This is a genomic window from Paenibacillus sp. PDC88, assembly GCF_900106725.1.
Taxonomy (GTDB): domain Bacteria; phylum Bacillota; class Bacilli; order Paenibacillales; family Paenibacillaceae; genus Paenibacillus; species Paenibacillus shunpengii.
In genome coordinates this window covers 549,737-564,157 of the sequence record NZ_FNNT01000001.1, presented here as the reverse complement: position 1 = coordinate 564,157, position 14,421 = coordinate 549,737, and the positions used below count along the sequence as shown (strand labels likewise).

Here is a 14,421-nt window from a genome sequence, read left to right as displayed (position 1 = left end):
CATTGATAGATTAGTAGAAACCGGCAGCTGTCCTATTCAGAAATAAATAGTTTAAGGTCCTTTTTCATAGAGTGCCGTTACGAGATGGAGAGACTCTCTCATATATAGATAAGGGTTGAAGCAATTGTTCAACTTATCCAATAAGTGAATAGAGGGGGAGTCCTGATCACATGGAGGAACATCGAATCAGGGTACTTGTTGTGTTCGGAACGAGACCTGAAGCTATCAAAATGGCGCCCATAGTAAAAACACTAGAGGCGGCACCTGACATTGAGCCCATTGTGTGTGTTACCGGGCAGCATGAGGAGATGCTGGCTCAAGTATTGAAAGAATTTAATATCGTACCGCATATTGAATTGAAAGTGATGCGGGAGGCGCAGACGCTGCACGGCTTGACCGCCCGTTTGATAGAATCACTTGAGCCTGTCATGAAGGCCGAGAAATATGACCTTGTGCTCGTCCATGGTGATACGTCTACGGCTTTTTCAGCTGCACTCTGTGCATACTATGCTCAAATCCCGATCGGTCATGTCGAAGCCGGACTGCGGACGTATGACAAATATGCGCCCTTTCCGGAAGAAATGAACAGGGAATTCATAGGCCGTGTTGCAGATCTGCACTTTGCACCTACCACTACAGCTGCCAAAAGGCTCGCAAGCGAGCACCGGAAAGAGCATGTTTACGTGACAGGCAACACATCCATTGATGCTCTGCGCTGGACGATCAAGAAAGAGTTCGACCATCCACTGTTATCGAAGCTGCATCCTGGAACCAGAAAGATATTCATGACCATGCATCGGAGAGAGAACTGGGGCAGTCCAATGAAACAGGTGTTTCAGGCCGTGAAAGAGATCATTAAGCAGGATCGGACACTTGAGCTGATTTATCCGGTCCATCCGAATCCGGCAGTAAAGGACCTGGCATTCGAGATGCTCGGCGAAACGGAACGCATTCATTTGATTGAGCCGCTTGATGTTAGTGACATGCATAATATGATGAATCATGCTTACGTTATTCTGACCGATTCGGGAGGGATTCAGGAAGAGGCGCCGTCGCTCGGTAAGCCCGTACTCGTCCTCCGTGACAAAACGGAACGGCCGGAAGGTGTCAAGGCAGGTACGCTTCGCTGTGTAGGGACAGAGTATGAAAAGGTCAAGAAGGAGATCGAGCTGTTGTTGTCAGGAGGAAAAAGATATCAGCGCATGACAAGAGCTGCCAATCCTTATGGGGACGGTCATGCTTCAGATCGAATTGCATCCATTATATTGAAGTATTTTGCAGATTGACGCTAAAGATGAACATTAGCCGTGAACGTAGTATAATATGTAGAAAGATTTCGGTTCTGCGAAAATAGCAGGCAGCGGATGTTGAAAGGATGGATTCTATGGCTAACACCTATACCTATACTCGAAGAGAGGAAGTCGCAAATGCCATTACCCATGGAATAGGGGCTCTCCTCAGTGTTGCAGCGCTCGTACTGCTTATTGTTGCCGCAAGTGTGAATGGAACAGCTTGGCATGTTGTCAGCTTTACGGTTTATGGAGTGTCCATGCTGCTCTTGTACATCAGCTCTACTTTCGTACATGCTCTGAAGGATGGCAAAGCGAAGGATCTATTTGAGATTTTTGATCACTCCTCCATCTACTTATTTATAGCAGGAACGTATACTCCATTCTTGCTGGTCGCGATTCGCGGTACACTCGGCTGGACCCTGTTTGGAATCATATGGGGAATTGCCTTGTTCGGTGTAGCTTTCAAGGCGTTCTTCACCAAGCGGTTTCTGTTTATGTCTACCTTGTTCTACATTGCGATGGGCTGGCTGATCGTCATTGCGTGGGCTCCATTAACCGCCGCAATTCCTTCAGGAGGAATAGTTCTTCTTGTTGCCGGAGGACTTTGTTATACGCTGGGTACGATCTTTTATGTCTGGCGCGGCTTTCCGTTTCATCATGCCATTTGGCATTTATTCGTTCTGGCAGGCAGTGTGCTGCATTTCTTTGCCGTCATTATTTATCTGACACCCATCAGATTATAGATGCTTAGAAGTCTAATATGTGGCTGTAGATCTCAAAAATAAAATCGATGAGAAGATGACAAGGATTTATGCTTGACATCTTCTTTTGTTTTTTGTAAGATAGAGAACGTTAATGAGTGTAAAGTGTTTTTCCTTGACGAAGGGAGTGTCCCTCAAGATGAGTCAGGAGAATCGGCTTGAGAAGACGAATCGAATCAACTTACTGTTTGATTTTTATGAAAACCTGTTAACTGAGAAGCAGCAGACTTTTCTGAAGTATTATTTTCATGATGATTTCTCCTTGGGAGAGATTGCCTCCGAATTTGAGATTAGTCGACAAGCGGTTTACGAGCACATTAAGCGTGCAGAGCAGGTACTTGAAATGTATGAGGATAAACTCGGCTTGCTTGAGAAGCATGAACGGCGGCTTATGAATCTAGAGAAGCTTAAAGCCATGATTGAATCAAGCGGGATGACGAGTGAAGACAAACATAGAATGAATGAAATGATGAACCACCTGGAGGTTCTGGAATAGGGATTACCCTTCGCAATATGAACTTTAGGAGGTGTGTTTATGCCATTTGAAGGATTAACAGCTCGACTTACCAATGTATTCAGCAAGCTTCGCGGCAAAGGGAAAGTAAGCGAGGAAGACGTTAACGAAGCGATGCGAGAGGTGCGTCTTGCCTTGCTTGAAGCTGATGTTAACTTCAAGGTCGTCAAGCAGTTTATTTCGAAAGTCAAAGAGAAGGCCGTCGGTAAGGAAGTGATGGAGAGCTTCACGCCTGGCATGGTCATCATTGACATCGTAAATAAAGAGCTGACCGAGCTGATGGGCGGAAGCCAGTCTAAGCTGGCTAAGGCAAACAAACCGCCGACAGTCATTATGATGGTCGGTTTACAGGGTGCCGGTAAGACGACAACCACAGGTAAGCTCGCGAAGCTCTTGCAGAAGCAAAATGCAAAGCCGCTCCTTGTGGCTGGCGATATTTACCGTCCTGCGGCGATCAAGCAGCTGCAGGTGCTTGGAGAGCAGCTCAAGGCACCGGTATTCACTTTAGGTGACAAGACAAGCCCGGTAGAGATTGCGAAGCAAGGCTTACAGCATGCCAAGGACAACGGTCACGATTATGTTATTATTGATACGGCTGGTCGTCTCCATGTAGATGAAGAGCTGATGGAAGAGCTTCGGTTAATTCACAGCAATGTGAATCCGGATGAAGTGCTTCTCGTCGTCGATGCAATGACAGGTCAGGATGCAGTTAACGTAGCAGAGCATTTTAACTCGCAGCTATCGCTTACTGGCGTCGTGCTTACGAAGCTGGATGGAGATACGCGCGGTGGTGCTGCCCTCTCCGTCAAAGCAGTGACCGGGTGCCCGATCAAATTTATCACCCTGGGTGAGAAACTGGATGCACTTGAACCGTTCCATCCGGAACGCATGTCCTCCCGAATTTTGGGCATGGGTGATATGCTGTCCTTGATCGAGAAGGCCCAGTCGAACATTGATACGGCAAAGGCGAAGGAAATGGAACAGAAGATGCGGACCGCATCGTTCACGTTCGAAGATTTTCTTGAGCAAATGGACCAGATCAAGAAGCTTGGACCACTGGATCAGCTCATGGACATGATTCCTGGGATGAGCAATATGAAACAGACCAAGGATCTTAAGGTTGATGATAAGCAGATGAATCGGATCGAAGCCATCGTCTTCTCTATGACAAGAGAAGAGAAGCAGAATCCAGAGATCATCAATCCATCCCGCCGCAAACGGATTGCAGCAGGCAGCGGAACTACCGTTGCGGAAGTTAATCGTCTGATTAAGCAGTTCGATGAAATGCGTAAAGTAATGAAGCAATTCAGCGGTATGATGGGGCCGAAGGGCAACAAGAAAGCAATGAAGCAGCTTAAAGGACTCGGTAAGGGAATGAAATTTCCTTTCCGTTAAGCCGAGCTTACAATATATATTTTATTGAAGGAGGTGAATTTTCGTGGCAGTTCGTATTCGTCTGAAACGTATGGGAGCTCATAAAGCGCCTTTCTATCGTGTGGTTGTATCGGATTCCCGTTCCCCGCGTGATGGCCGTTTTATCGAGGAAATCGGTTACTACAATCCGGTTGAACAACCAGCAGTGGTTAAGATCGATGAAGATAAAGCACTCAAATGGCTTCAAAATGGTGCGCAAGCATCTGATACAGTTCGCAACTTGCTTAGCAAAGCGGGTGTAATGAAGAAGTTCCATGAGCTTAAACAACAGAAATAATTAGGTGCTGATAACGGAGGGTATCTATGGAACAATTAGTCGGCGTTATTGCGAAGGCTTTGGTAGATCATCCGGAAGATGTGTCGGTCCGGACACTGGAGAAGGATCGCCTTGTTGTCTATGAATTGACCGTGCATCCTGAGGATGTGGGGAAAGTGATCGGCAAGCAGGGGAGGATCGCGAAAGCACTCCGTACGGTCGTCACATCTGCAGCAGTTAAGATGGATAAACGGGTTACCGTCGATATCATATCTTAAAGATATACGAAAGGGGGTTAGGATGCATGTCCTAGCCCTTTTTCGTACATGCTTATATAACTTAGCCTTGTCTAATTGAAATACAGGAGGACCTATGTCACAATTTTTTAATGTAGGAAAAATCGTAAATACCCACGGGATTCGTGGTGAGCTGAAAGTACTCCCGCTGACCGATTTCCCTGAAGAGCGCTTTGCTAAAGGGAGCAAGCTGGTTATCGATACGGGGGAGGGACAACTGCCTGTAACGGTAGAGTCGGCAAGGCTTCACAAAAATATGTTTGTCGTGCGTTTGAACGACTTTACCAACATCAATGAAGTAGAAAAATATAAAGGCATGATGCTGAAAGTGTCTGCTGAGTATCAAACTGAACTGAGTGAAGACGAGTTCTACTTCCATCAGATTGTCGGCTGCGAAGTGGTAACTGATGAAGGAGAGACACTTGGCACGATCAAAGAGATCCTGACTCCAGGAGCGAATGACGTTTGGGTGGTCAAAGCAAACAACGGCAAAGAGATTCTGCTTCCTTATATTGACGATGTCATTTTGCATGTTGATGTTGTGAATCAAAAGGTAATCGTGCATCTGATGGAAGGATTAGTGTAATGAAGGTTGATGTATTAACCCTGTTTCCGGAAATGTTTCATGGTGTATTTGGTACCAGCATATTAGGTAAAGCACAGGCCAAAGGAATTGTTTCCTTAAACGCTCTGAATTTCCGTGAATACGCAGGGAACAAGCATGGACAAGTAGATGACATGCCATACGGCGGCGGCGGCGGAATGGTGCTGAAGCCAGAGCCGATTTTTGCAGCAGTGGAAGATTTGCTGAATGAAGCGGAGCAGGATGCCCAATCGACTGCTGCTGCAAAATCAGCTGATGAGACACAGCCAGAGGCTTCTTCTGCCAAGCAGCCGCGCATTATTCTGATGTGCCCTCAAGGAGAGACCTTTACGCAGAAGAAGGCAGAGGAGCTGTCCAAAGAAGAGCATCTCATCTTTATATGTGGTCACTACGAAGGCTATGATGAGCGAATTCGAGAGCATCTCGTCACGGATGAGATCTCGACCGGAGATTATGTGCTGACAGGTGGAGAACTGCCTGCAATGGTCGTGATAGACAGTGTGGTGAGACTGCTTCCAGGAGTGCTGGGTAACGAGACAAGTGCAGTTACAGATTCATTCAGCACCGGTTTGCTAGAGTACCCTCACTATACCAGACCTGCGGAGTTTAGAGGCCATAAGGTACCTGATATCCTGCTGTCAGGTCATCACAAAAACATTGATGCTTGGCGCAGAGAACAGTCCTTACTTCGGACGCTGACCAGACGTCCAGATCTGCTGGAGCAGGTGGAGCTGACGAAGAAGGAGAAAGCATGGCTGGATCAGGTTAAACGGCATGAGTAGATTAAGAAGCCCGGGATTTGCTAGATTGTTACATCGTGGATACAACAATATGCTGAATCAGACACCAAATGGCATGAATCTGCATGCACCGGTGAGTTTATGAGAAAAAAAGTTCTTAATGCTTGCATTACTTCGTAATAACATGTTATAATTTTTCTGTTGTGTGGAATACGGTGGTCCGCTGTGGATGATGATGGATAACAGAAGGTTATCCGGAAGAGACATGAACACCTGTACGGAAGGAGGGAGTCATAGATGAATATCGTCCAAGCGATTACACAAGAACAATTGCGTAAAGATTTGCCGAACTTTCGTCCTGGTGACACTGTAAAAGTGCACGTTAAGGTTATCGAGGGAACTCGCGAACGTATCCAGTTGTTCGAAGGTGTAGTAATCAAACGCCGTGGTGGTGGAATCAGTGAGACTTTTACAGTTCGTAAAATTTCTTACGGTGTAGGTGTGGAAAGAACTTTCCCGCTTCATTCCCCAAAAATCGATAAACTCGAAGTGGCTCGCCGTGGTAAAGTGCGTCGTGCGAAGCTTTATTATCTTCGTGAACTTCGCGGTAAAGCAGCGAGAATTAAAGAAATTCGTTAATATAACGAATAAACGGAAAGGGCTTGGAAACAAGCCCTTTTCGCTTTTTTATGTAAAAGTGATTGTTCGTTTAAGATGGTTTACGTTCTTATATTCAGGAATAATATAGCTCATGTGAATATGAACAATATAGAATATAATCTATTGATGTGATATAGAGGAGCGCTCGCCCTCCGATCGGAGAGATGAAGTTGTATCCTGCTAAGATTTCTCTTACAATATTTTCAGAGGAAACGATCTTGACAACAGATGGTATGTCTCTAACCAGATTTCATACATAGAATATGTCTAGATGCATCGTTTCGATGACATGGATGAGGAAGTGAGGACAAGCGATGGAGCAGGATGTACAGAATGAACGATTGAATACACCGGAGAATGGGAATTCTAAGTCAAAGAAAGTAAAGAACGAGATTTGGGAATGGATCAAAGCCATTGCAATTGCATTAGTGCTTGTGTTTATTATCCGATTCTTCTTGTTCAAGCCTTTTATTGTTGACGGACCATCGATGCAGCCGAATTTTCATACAGGGGAAAGAGTCATTGTGAACCAGATTCTGTATGATATCAGGCAACCTGAACGCGGAGAGGTCGTTGTCTTCCATGTACCTTCTGAGAACCGGGATTTCATTAAGCGGGTCATTGCTGTTGAAGGGGACACGGTTGAAGTCACTGGAGATACCTTGCGAGTAAACGGCGAAGTTGTGGAGGAGCCTTATCTGCAAGAAGCGATTGCAGAGGCACAGGCGAATGGCGGACAGTATAACACTTATAACTTCCCGAATGAGTATTTCCCGGACGGCACTGTGCCGGAAGGTCATATTTTTGCCCTTGGTGATAACCGTGGGAACAGTACAGACAGCCGCATGATTGGATATGTGCCGCTTGAGGATATTGTAGGACGTGCCGATGTTATTTTCTGGCCGCTGAAGGATATCGAATGGATTAATCACTGATTTTGAAATTTAGAGGACAAACTATACCGGTTTGATCTGTAGATACTCATGATAGAAGCACCTCAGGGTATGATACAAATGGATCCAACTGTTTGTGAAAAAGAAGGTGAATTGCGATGACCATACAATGGTTTCCAGGACATATGACGAGAGCCCGTCGACAAATTCAGGAGAAGCTGAAATTGATTGATGTCGTCATTGAACTGGTGGATGCACGGCTTCCATTATCCAGCCGTAACCCGATGATTGATGAAATATTGCAGGACAAGCCAAGAATGATTCTGCTGAACAAGTCGGATTTGGCTGACCCGAAGGTAACGGAAGAATGGATCAAGTATTTTAAAGAAGAAGGGCATACTGCACTCGCTGTCGATGCCAATACAGGTACTGGAGTTAAGGATATCCCCTCAACTGCCAAGATCTTGTTGAAGGAAAAGATCGATCGGCAAATTGCCAAAGGCATGAATCCGAGAGCGATTCGCGCACTGATCGTGGGCATTCCGAATGTCGGTAAATCGACATTGATTAACCGCTTAGCGGGCAGAAATATTGCGGCGACTGGTGATCGTCCAGGCGTAACCAAAGGGCAGCAATGGATCAGAGTAGGCAAGGAAATTGAACTCCTGGATACGCCAGGTATTCTGTGGCCTAAATTTGAAGATCAGAATGTGGGCTACCGTCTGGCCGTTACGGGTGCAATAAAGGAAGAGATTCTTAACGTGGAGGACATTGCTTTCTTCGCGATCAAATATCTTGCTCAGTATTACTGGCCGGCAATGCAGGAGCGTTACGGCTTGTCTGAAGCTCCGAAGGATTCGGAAGATCCGGATCAAATTGTTGCCGTTATGGAAGAGATCGGGCGTAAGCGCGGTGCTGTCATGAGCGGAGGACGAATTGATCTGGAGAAGGCATCCTCCTTGATGCTTAGAGAGCTAAGAGGCGGCAAGCTTGGTCGATTCAGTCTAGAATCTCCTTTTTAATGTGAAACATGCTGATGCCGTAACCTATTAAATAGGAATACCGCAAGCAATACAATCCCCTGCAGCGTACTGCAGGGGATTGCTGTATTATCCAGCTTCTATATGTTTCTACCCTATGGATACCTATGTTATGATATTGGTTATGGGATGTGCCGTTAGGGGGAAATAACAAATGAAAGAATTGGATCTGAACATACAGGAGACGGATACGTTCGAAGAGCCTGAGATAGATATGCTTAGATATGAAAGAGAAGCATGGGACAGCGGAGCTGAATATATTGCAGGCATTGATGAAGTAGGAAGAGGCTGCTTATTCGGTGATGTCGTAGCTGCTGCTGTCATTTTGCCAAAAGGGTTAGTGCTCGAAGGGGTCAATGATTCCAAGAAGCTAAGTGACAAGAAGCGGGAATTGTTATTTGACATCATTATGAAGGAAGCTGTCTCAGTCGGTATAGGGATCGTCGATGTGGAGACGATTGACCGGATTAACATCAGGCAGGCATCTCGGCTTGCCATGAAACAGGCGGTTCTTGCACTTACCCCATCTCCGGATCATCTGCTCGTGGATGCAGAAACCGTGGATGTACCTCTGCCGCAATTATCGATTATTAAAGGGGACGCCAACAGCCAATCAATTGGTGCAGCATCTATCATTGCCAAGGTGACAAGAGACCGGATGTGTAAAGGGGAGTGGGATGCTCTGTATCCTGAGTACGGTATTGCTATACATAAAGGGTATGCGACAAAGCTGCACAGAGAGCAGCTGCTCGCACTAGGACCTACACCGCTGCATCGCAGAAGCTTTCTCGGAAAAATATTAGGAGAGCAGGAGCAGCCTACATTGTTCTAACAGACAGGTTCTGGTGCAGCGAGAGAGGAGCAGAGTCTGAGTAATGTTTATATCTAATCGTAGTGGCTTACTCTAGCAGGTAAACTTGATAGGATGCTAGATCGCTAGATCGCAGAAGATCGTTGATGGATATACCTGCCTTTTTTTATGGTATTCGTTCTATATGAGGGATGAATATGCATTATCTAGATCAAGTTATTTCGGTGCAGTACTGTTTTTAATAGCAGTGCTGCTTTTTTTAATAGCAACGACTTCTTCAGTGTCCCACCCGTTATACCGATAAAATGAATAGATTATAGGGTGAATCAATTTCATTGAATACGTGTTGATATAGATAGCATCTCATTATTTGTAGAAAGGAGTAGATGGTATTTGAATATAGGTCAAGCAATCAGAGGTATGCTAGGAGATTCCAAGCCTCAAGGCGGTGCTAAGACGCTCGAACTGAAGGAAGGCATGGTGGTGCGTGCTGAGGTCATTCAGGTGTCACCGGATCAGAAGGAAGCCGTACTCCAGATCAAAGGGGTGCAGGTGAGAGCGGCATTAGATACTCCACTTGTAGCCGGGCAGAATGCGCTGCTTCAGGTTGGAGGGCAAAACAAGGACGGAATGATGGTGATGAAGCCTTTTCAAGGTACACTTGGATCTGTATCAACTGCAACGCTTGCAGATCTGCTGACAAATCTTCAGCTGCCGGATACGAAGGAGAACAGAACACTCCTTAGTGCAATGCAGCAGAGCGGAATGCCGCTGACGAAGGACAACGTGAAGCTTATTCAATCGCTTATGAATGTAAAGCCGGCTGCTGCAGGGGATATCGAGTGGATCACTTCGGCAAGTCTTGCCATGCAAAGGGGGCTGCCCGTCACAGGCTCTACCATCTCTGGACTATATTATGCGATGTTTGGGCCAGCATTAGATGAGCTGCTGGGTCAGCTGGATGCAAGACTAACTGAAGCCGCTAAAAGCGATGGATTGAGTGGAAAGGTACCAGGAGGCATTTCAGATACGCCTGCAGAAATGGAGGGCTCACAAGAGCTTAGACAAGCCCGGACACATGCTGGAAGCGAGGGGAGCAGGCTACTCAGTACCGGAATGGCCCAGCAGGCAGATGTTCACAAAGCAGCGGGTACCACCGGATTAACAGGTACAAATGATGGAGCTGATGGACCGGAGCTCATGGAGTCTATGAAGACAGGGACCGTAGATTCCAGGGCTATTCAAGGAAACGGAGCAGATGGAAGGACAACGGCAACAGCCGGTCCTGCAGCCGCTATGTCTAATACGATTCCGACAGCGGGTCCAGGTGCTTCAGGTTCTAATGTAGCTGGGATGCTGGCAGCGGAATTGGGTGGAGGTGATCCGGCAGCTCAGGATCACCGGGTACGTACGGGCAGCCATGCGCAGGCGGCTGCCGCAGGACGGAGTGAGGCAGGCGGGGGACCGAGCCTGCCTGTGGGGGAGGCTGAAGAGCCGAGGACGGCGACTCCAGCCAATCGCAGTTTTGGGGACAGTGGCGAAGCTCCTGTCCAGGCGAGAGGCGCAGCAGCGGGCGGGGGCGAGCTTGTGCTGCGTGCCGCAGCACTGCTTGCCCAGCTACGAGCTGCGCCGCAGGGGCCGGCCGGAGCAGAGCCGGCCGGCAGCGATGTTGCTGCGGCGGCGCAGGGCGAGCCGCAGCAGGACGGTGCTGATGCAGCGCCAGCACCGGCAGTGCACACGCCTGCCACCACGAGGGATGACTCGTGGGTGGCGCGTGTGCTGAAGCTGCTCGGTGCGGAGCACGAGCAGCAGGTGGTGCGCGGGATGCTCGCACCCGCGCAGGCAGAGGTGTCCGCGGCAGAGCAGGCGGACACGCTGAAGAGCGTGCTGATGCAGATGGAAGCAAGTCCAGAGCTTCCTGCCGGTCTCAAAGAGACCGCAGGTCAGCTCGTGCACTTGCTCACAGGGCATCAGCTGCTCATGAACACCGACCGGACCGCTCCTTTTGCCCAGATGAACTGGTTCATCCCTCTGAGCGGAGCGGACGGTCAGATGACGGCAAATGTCCAGATCCAGTCCCGCCGCGGACCGCGCGGCGAAATGGATGCCTCCCATTGCCGGATCTGGTTTGACCTGAACATGAAGCAGCTCGGTCCCACGCTGATCGACATGCAGGTGGCAGGCAGGGTAATCAGTCTGCATATTCGCACAGATAATGAGATGGCTGCACAAATTTTTGAGCTGGGTCGTGAACAAGTGGACAGTGCGCTGCGGAACACCGGCTATCAGCTATCCGTATATAAGTCGGAAGTGGTAGAGAACCGTCCTGAGCAAACAGAGCAGGTACAAGGTTCCTCATCCTCAGCTGTAAGTAAGATGGCTTCGTATGTCCCGGAATCATATAAAGGAGTGGATATGCGAGTATGAAGCAGGAAGAAGAAAGTGTTGTACGCAAGAAGGCAGTTGCGCTCAAATATGTACCTGGCGAAGCAGAAGCCCCCGTTGTAGTCGCCAAAGGGGACGGAAGGCTGGCCGAATCCATTCTGGAGAAGGCACTGGAGCATGGTGTCCCGATACAAGAAGATCCCGCTCTTGTTGAGGTGCTGTCCAAGCTGGATCTGGATCAACAAATTCCTCCTGAATTGTATCAGCTCGTAGCCGAGGTGCTTACCTTTGTATATCAGGCCGAGCAGAAGGCGATTGCATCCGCCGGCCAGAGAAAAGAGGTGTAGGCAACGATGAAGGACGATAATAATTCCAAACCGGCTGCACCGAGGAAGAGGAAAGATTCTCGCAAAGAGAAAGGTGGAGCCGGAGAACAGGCGGCAGTTCAATACCTTAAGCAGCAGGGTTACGACATTATGGATACGAACTGGAGATGTAAGAGCGGTGAGCTCGATATTGTTGCTCAGAAGGGCGGAACCACCATTTTTGCAGAAGTTAGAAGCCGGACTAGCCTGGATCGCTTCGGAACTCATCTGGAATCGGTCAATCTACGAAAAATAGCTCAGGTACGCCGTACCGCAGCCGTATATATTCAAGAACGCAAATTATACAATAGTCCCATTCGCTTTGATGTCATAGGCGTTCTGCTGAATCCAGCAGACTGGACAGAGGAACCTTTACATATCGATCACATTATGAATGCATTCTAATCCAATCGTTGGAGCTAACAACTGATGCAGGAATTCCCGAGTGCAGCTCGAACGGTTGGATGATGTTTGTTACAATCATTTGACATGATGACAAGTGCTTCAAGGGATGCCGCACGAATGTTGGGATATGACCGATCATATCCTGTTTTATTAGAGCAAGAGCAGGCTTGGGGTGGAACTCCTAGGATAGATCATTAGGGTAATCATTTGACTTTAGATGAAGAACCGAGGTATGCTAACACCAGTATCTAAATGATAAAGATTATCATTATCTGTGAGAAAAAAACAACTTCATACCTGTTAAGGAGGATTATATAACATGAATGAATCACAAATCGCTTCATCTGTCCATGTGAAGGATGTCATTCGCGAACGACGGACGATCAAGAAATTTAAGCAGGAGGCAGTGCCGGTTGAGAAAATTACCGAACTGCTGGATACAGCGGTGTGGGCACCGAATCATAAGCTTCGCGAGCCGTGGAGATTTCTGTTATTCACGGGCGAAGGCCGTCAGAAGTTAGCTGAGGCGGTATCGAATGAAATGGGCGAGGACAATAAATTTGTCAATGCCGTGCTTACGAATCCGTCAACATTGCTGGTCGTTATGAAGGAGGATCCACGCCAAGCGATATGGGATGAGGATTTTGCCGCAACTAGCGCACTTATACAAAATTTCATGCTCGCAGCATGGGGTGAAGAGATCGGGACCTTCTGGGTAACCAAGCCGTTTCTGTACGGACCTAAATTCAGAGAAACTCTGAATATTGTTCCCGGCGAAAAAATTCTTGGCATGATCTATGTGGGGTACCCCGATGTGGTGCCAAAGCCGCAAGAACGCACGGCTGCAGCAGACAAATTAACGGTTTTTGAGTAAGCTATAGTCAGATAAAGCCATGATAAGATGAAGCTCTTCTGATCGGATCAGAAAGAGCTTTTTTTGGTTTTTGTAAATTCGTCTTATGAAATTTATAATGGATGGTACTAGTCCATTCATTTCATGATAGGGTGAATTATCTATGAGCTTGGCTTCGTTATTGAATACAAATTCTACTTTGCAAAAAGCGATTCGAGAAGTGACACCTCTGCCAGATGATTTTTACTCCAACACAGCGGCAGCCCCATTCAAAAATAAAAATATATTGGCTGAAGCCCAGTTCACTAGTTACGTTTCGGGCCTTATTCGAACCTCCTTTCAATATTTGGCCTGCGCCATGATTGCGAGAGAGAATGGAGATTCTCCTGATGCAGCGTTTAATCCCTATATTGTAAAAGGACATGAAGTCATAAATGAATTTTTTGAGGATGTTCCTGAGACGGCCGTGCTGAATGAGCTGTATGCCGATTTTAAATCAAAATGGACGAGCTTCATTCACGGGGAACAGATGGATCCAGCTGAGCTGATTGCAGGAGCATTTATGTGCAGCAAGCTAGATACGATATATCGAGTAGGCGTCAGGTCTACCTATACCAGTACAGAACAATTCGTTAAACAATTTACAAGTCTCCCTACGCCAGATGTGATGGAGGATTTGCTTTGTTTAATTGAGATTTTTAAGGAGCATTTCACCACGATACAAGGCCAGACAGTATACTATCCGGCCTTTGATCATAGACGCCGTCTGGTAGGCGGTGCTCAAGCTGATGTCATAGTCGACGGTACCTTATATGAGATGAAGACGAGTAAGAAGGCCGGCTATGCCTGGAAGGAAGCTGCAGAGCTGCTTGGATATTATCTTTTAAATAAGATTGAAGGAGAGCCGTATTCCATCCGGAGGCTGGCCTTCTATAAAGCACGATTCGGAAGTATGGAATACGTCGATGTCGATTGGCTTGAGAATAAATATGATCTGGATGATGCAGCAAGAATGTTATCTAAGGCGAGAAGAAATGGTTACTGATTGATTATGGTTGAGCATAGGTTGTTTGTATCATGTTGTATCTAGCATTCAGTTCGTCAGTTCGAAA

17 protein-coding genes are annotated in these 14,421 nt (G+C 47.2%); all 17 read left to right on the top strand.

The window, feature by feature from the left end:
- Window positions 1-170: 170 nt before the first annotated feature.
- Complete coding sequence (gene wecB / locus BLW49_RS02495; protein WP_090723004.1) at window positions 171-1,286, top strand: non-hydrolyzing UDP-N-acetylglucosamine 2-epimerase; 1,116 nt, start codon at window positions 171-173, stop codon at window positions 1,284-1,286.
- Between the two features lie 98 nt (window positions 1,287-1,384).
- Window positions 1,385-2,035 carry a PAQR family membrane homeostasis protein TrhA gene (locus BLW49_RS02490; protein WP_076311176.1) on the top strand — a complete coding sequence of 217 codons (651 nt, stop codon included), beginning with the start codon at window positions 1,385-1,387 and terminating at the stop codon, window positions 2,033-2,035.
- 157 nt (window positions 2,036-2,192) lie between these two features.
- Window positions 2,193-2,549: a putative DNA-binding protein gene (locus BLW49_RS02485; RefSeq protein WP_076311175.1), complete on the top strand. Its 357-nt coding sequence runs from the start codon at window positions 2,193-2,195 to the stop codon at window positions 2,547-2,549.
- A gap of 39 nt (window positions 2,550-2,588) precedes the next feature.
- Window positions 2,589-3,962: a signal recognition particle protein gene (gene ffh / locus BLW49_RS02480; RefSeq protein ID WP_076311174.1), complete on the top strand. Its 1,374-nt coding sequence runs from the start codon at window positions 2,589-2,591 to the stop codon at window positions 3,960-3,962.
- Window positions 3,963-4,005: 43 nt separating this feature from the next.
- Window positions 4,006-4,278 carry a 30S ribosomal protein S16 gene (gene rpsP / locus BLW49_RS02475; RefSeq protein WP_047909749.1) on the top strand — a complete coding sequence of 91 codons (273 nt, stop codon included), beginning with the start codon at window positions 4,006-4,008 and terminating at the stop codon, window positions 4,276-4,278.
- A 26-nt stretch (window positions 4,279-4,304) separates the two neighbouring features.
- Window positions 4,305-4,535, top strand: coding sequence for a KH domain-containing protein (locus BLW49_RS02470; RefSeq protein WP_047909748.1), 231 nt, complete (start codon window positions 4,305-4,307; stop codon window positions 4,533-4,535).
- Window positions 4,536-4,629: 94 nt separating this feature from the next.
- A complete protein-coding gene (gene rimM / locus BLW49_RS02465; RefSeq protein WP_090723002.1) occupies window positions 4,630-5,139 on the top strand; it encodes a ribosome maturation factor RimM in 510 nt (169 codons plus the stop codon).
- The gene (gene trmD, locus BLW49_RS02460; RefSeq protein WP_090723001.1) at window positions 5,139-5,939 is read left to right on the top strand and encodes a tRNA (guanosine(37)-N1)-methyltransferase TrmD; all 801 of its coding nucleotides are present in this window, start codon (window positions 5,139-5,141) and stop codon (window positions 5,937-5,939) included. The genes rimM and trmD overlap by 1 nt, the downstream gene beginning before the upstream one ends.
- Before the next feature lie 255 nt (window positions 5,940-6,194).
- Window positions 6,195-6,536, top strand: coding sequence for a 50S ribosomal protein L19 (rplS, locus tag BLW49_RS02455; protein ID WP_047909745.1), 342 nt, complete (start codon window positions 6,195-6,197; stop codon window positions 6,534-6,536).
- 335 nt (window positions 6,537-6,871) lie between these two features.
- Window positions 6,872-7,492 carry a signal peptidase I gene (gene lepB / locus BLW49_RS02450; protein WP_047909744.1) on the top strand — a complete coding sequence of 207 codons (621 nt, stop codon included), beginning with the start codon at window positions 6,872-6,874 and terminating at the stop codon, window positions 7,490-7,492.
- A gap of 116 nt (window positions 7,493-7,608) precedes the next feature.
- Window positions 7,609-8,472, top strand: a complete 864-nt coding sequence (gene ylqF / locus BLW49_RS02445) for a ribosome biogenesis GTPase YlqF (protein WP_047909743.1) — start codon at window positions 7,609-7,611, stop codon at window positions 8,470-8,472.
- A 172-nt stretch (window positions 8,473-8,644) separates the two neighbouring features.
- A complete protein-coding gene (locus tag BLW49_RS02440) occupies window positions 8,645-9,322 on the top strand; it encodes a ribonuclease HII (RefSeq protein ID WP_076311171.1) in 678 nt (225 codons plus the stop codon).
- Between the two features lie 372 nt (window positions 9,323-9,694).
- Window positions 9,695-11,728 carry a flagellar hook-length control protein FliK gene (locus BLW49_RS02435; RefSeq protein ID WP_090722999.1) on the top strand — a complete coding sequence of 678 codons (2,034 nt, stop codon included), beginning with the start codon at window positions 9,695-9,697 and terminating at the stop codon, window positions 11,726-11,728.
- Window positions 11,725-12,033: an EscU/YscU/HrcU family type III secretion system export apparatus switch protein gene (locus tag BLW49_RS02430; RefSeq protein ID WP_076311169.1), complete on the top strand. Its 309-nt coding sequence runs from the start codon at window positions 11,725-11,727 to the stop codon at window positions 12,031-12,033. The genes BLW49_RS02435 and BLW49_RS02430 overlap by 4 nt, the downstream gene beginning before the upstream one ends.
- Before the next feature lie 6 nt (window positions 12,034-12,039).
- Window positions 12,040-12,456, top strand: a complete 417-nt coding sequence (locus BLW49_RS02425; RefSeq protein WP_090722997.1) for a YraN family protein — start codon at window positions 12,040-12,042, stop codon at window positions 12,454-12,456.
- Between the two features lie 319 nt (window positions 12,457-12,775).
- Window positions 12,776-13,330: a nitroreductase family protein gene (locus BLW49_RS02420; protein ID WP_076311167.1), complete on the top strand. Its 555-nt coding sequence runs from the start codon at window positions 12,776-12,778 to the stop codon at window positions 13,328-13,330.
- A 142-nt stretch (window positions 13,331-13,472) separates the two neighbouring features.
- Window positions 13,473-14,354, top strand: a complete 882-nt coding sequence (locus BLW49_RS02415) for a hypothetical protein (protein WP_090722996.1) — start codon at window positions 13,473-13,475, stop codon at window positions 14,352-14,354.
- Window positions 14,355-14,421 lie beyond the last annotated feature (67 nt).

What these genes read in the sequence shown, in the direction of transcription:
- wecB (WP_090723004.1), top strand. Translation starts at nt 171, where the DNA reads ATGGAGGAACATCGAATCAGGGTACTTGTTGTGTTCGGAACGAGACCT.
- BLW49_RS02490 (WP_076311176.1), top strand. Translation starts at nt 1,385, where the DNA reads ATGGCTAACACCTATACCTATACTCGAAGAGAGGAAGTCGCAAATGCC.
- BLW49_RS02485 (WP_076311175.1), top strand. Translation starts at nt 2,193, where the DNA reads ATGAGTCAGGAGAATCGGCTTGAGAAGACGAATCGAATCAACTTACTG.
- ffh (WP_076311174.1), top strand. Translation starts at nt 2,589, where the DNA reads ATGCCATTTGAAGGATTAACAGCTCGACTTACCAATGTATTCAGCAAG.
- BLW49_RS02470 (WP_047909748.1), top strand. Translation starts at nt 4,305, where the DNA reads ATGGAACAATTAGTCGGCGTTATTGCGAAGGCTTTGGTAGATCATCCG.
- rimM (WP_090723002.1), top strand. Translation starts at nt 4,630, where the DNA reads ATGTCACAATTTTTTAATGTAGGAAAAATCGTAAATACCCACGGGATT.
- trmD (WP_090723001.1), top strand. Translation starts at nt 5,139, where the DNA reads ATGAAGGTTGATGTATTAACCCTGTTTCCGGAAATGTTTCATGGTGTA.
- rplS (WP_047909745.1), top strand. Translation starts at nt 6,195, where the DNA reads ATGAATATCGTCCAAGCGATTACACAAGAACAATTGCGTAAAGATTTG.
- lepB (WP_047909744.1), top strand. Translation starts at nt 6,872, where the DNA reads ATGGAGCAGGATGTACAGAATGAACGATTGAATACACCGGAGAATGGG.
- ylqF (WP_047909743.1), top strand. Translation starts at nt 7,609, where the DNA reads ATGACCATACAATGGTTTCCAGGACATATGACGAGAGCCCGTCGACAA.
- BLW49_RS02440 (WP_076311171.1), top strand. Translation starts at nt 8,645, where the DNA reads ATGAAAGAATTGGATCTGAACATACAGGAGACGGATACGTTCGAAGAG.
- BLW49_RS02430 (WP_076311169.1), top strand. Translation starts at nt 11,725, where the DNA reads ATGAAGCAGGAAGAAGAAAGTGTTGTACGCAAGAAGGCAGTTGCGCTC.
- BLW49_RS02425 (WP_090722997.1), top strand. Translation starts at nt 12,040, where the DNA reads ATGAAGGACGATAATAATTCCAAACCGGCTGCACCGAGGAAGAGGAAA.
- BLW49_RS02420 (WP_076311167.1), top strand. Translation starts at nt 12,776, where the DNA reads ATGAATGAATCACAAATCGCTTCATCTGTCCATGTGAAGGATGTCATT.
- BLW49_RS02415 (WP_090722996.1), top strand. Translation starts at nt 13,473, where the DNA reads ATGAGCTTGGCTTCGTTATTGAATACAAATTCTACTTTGCAAAAAGCG.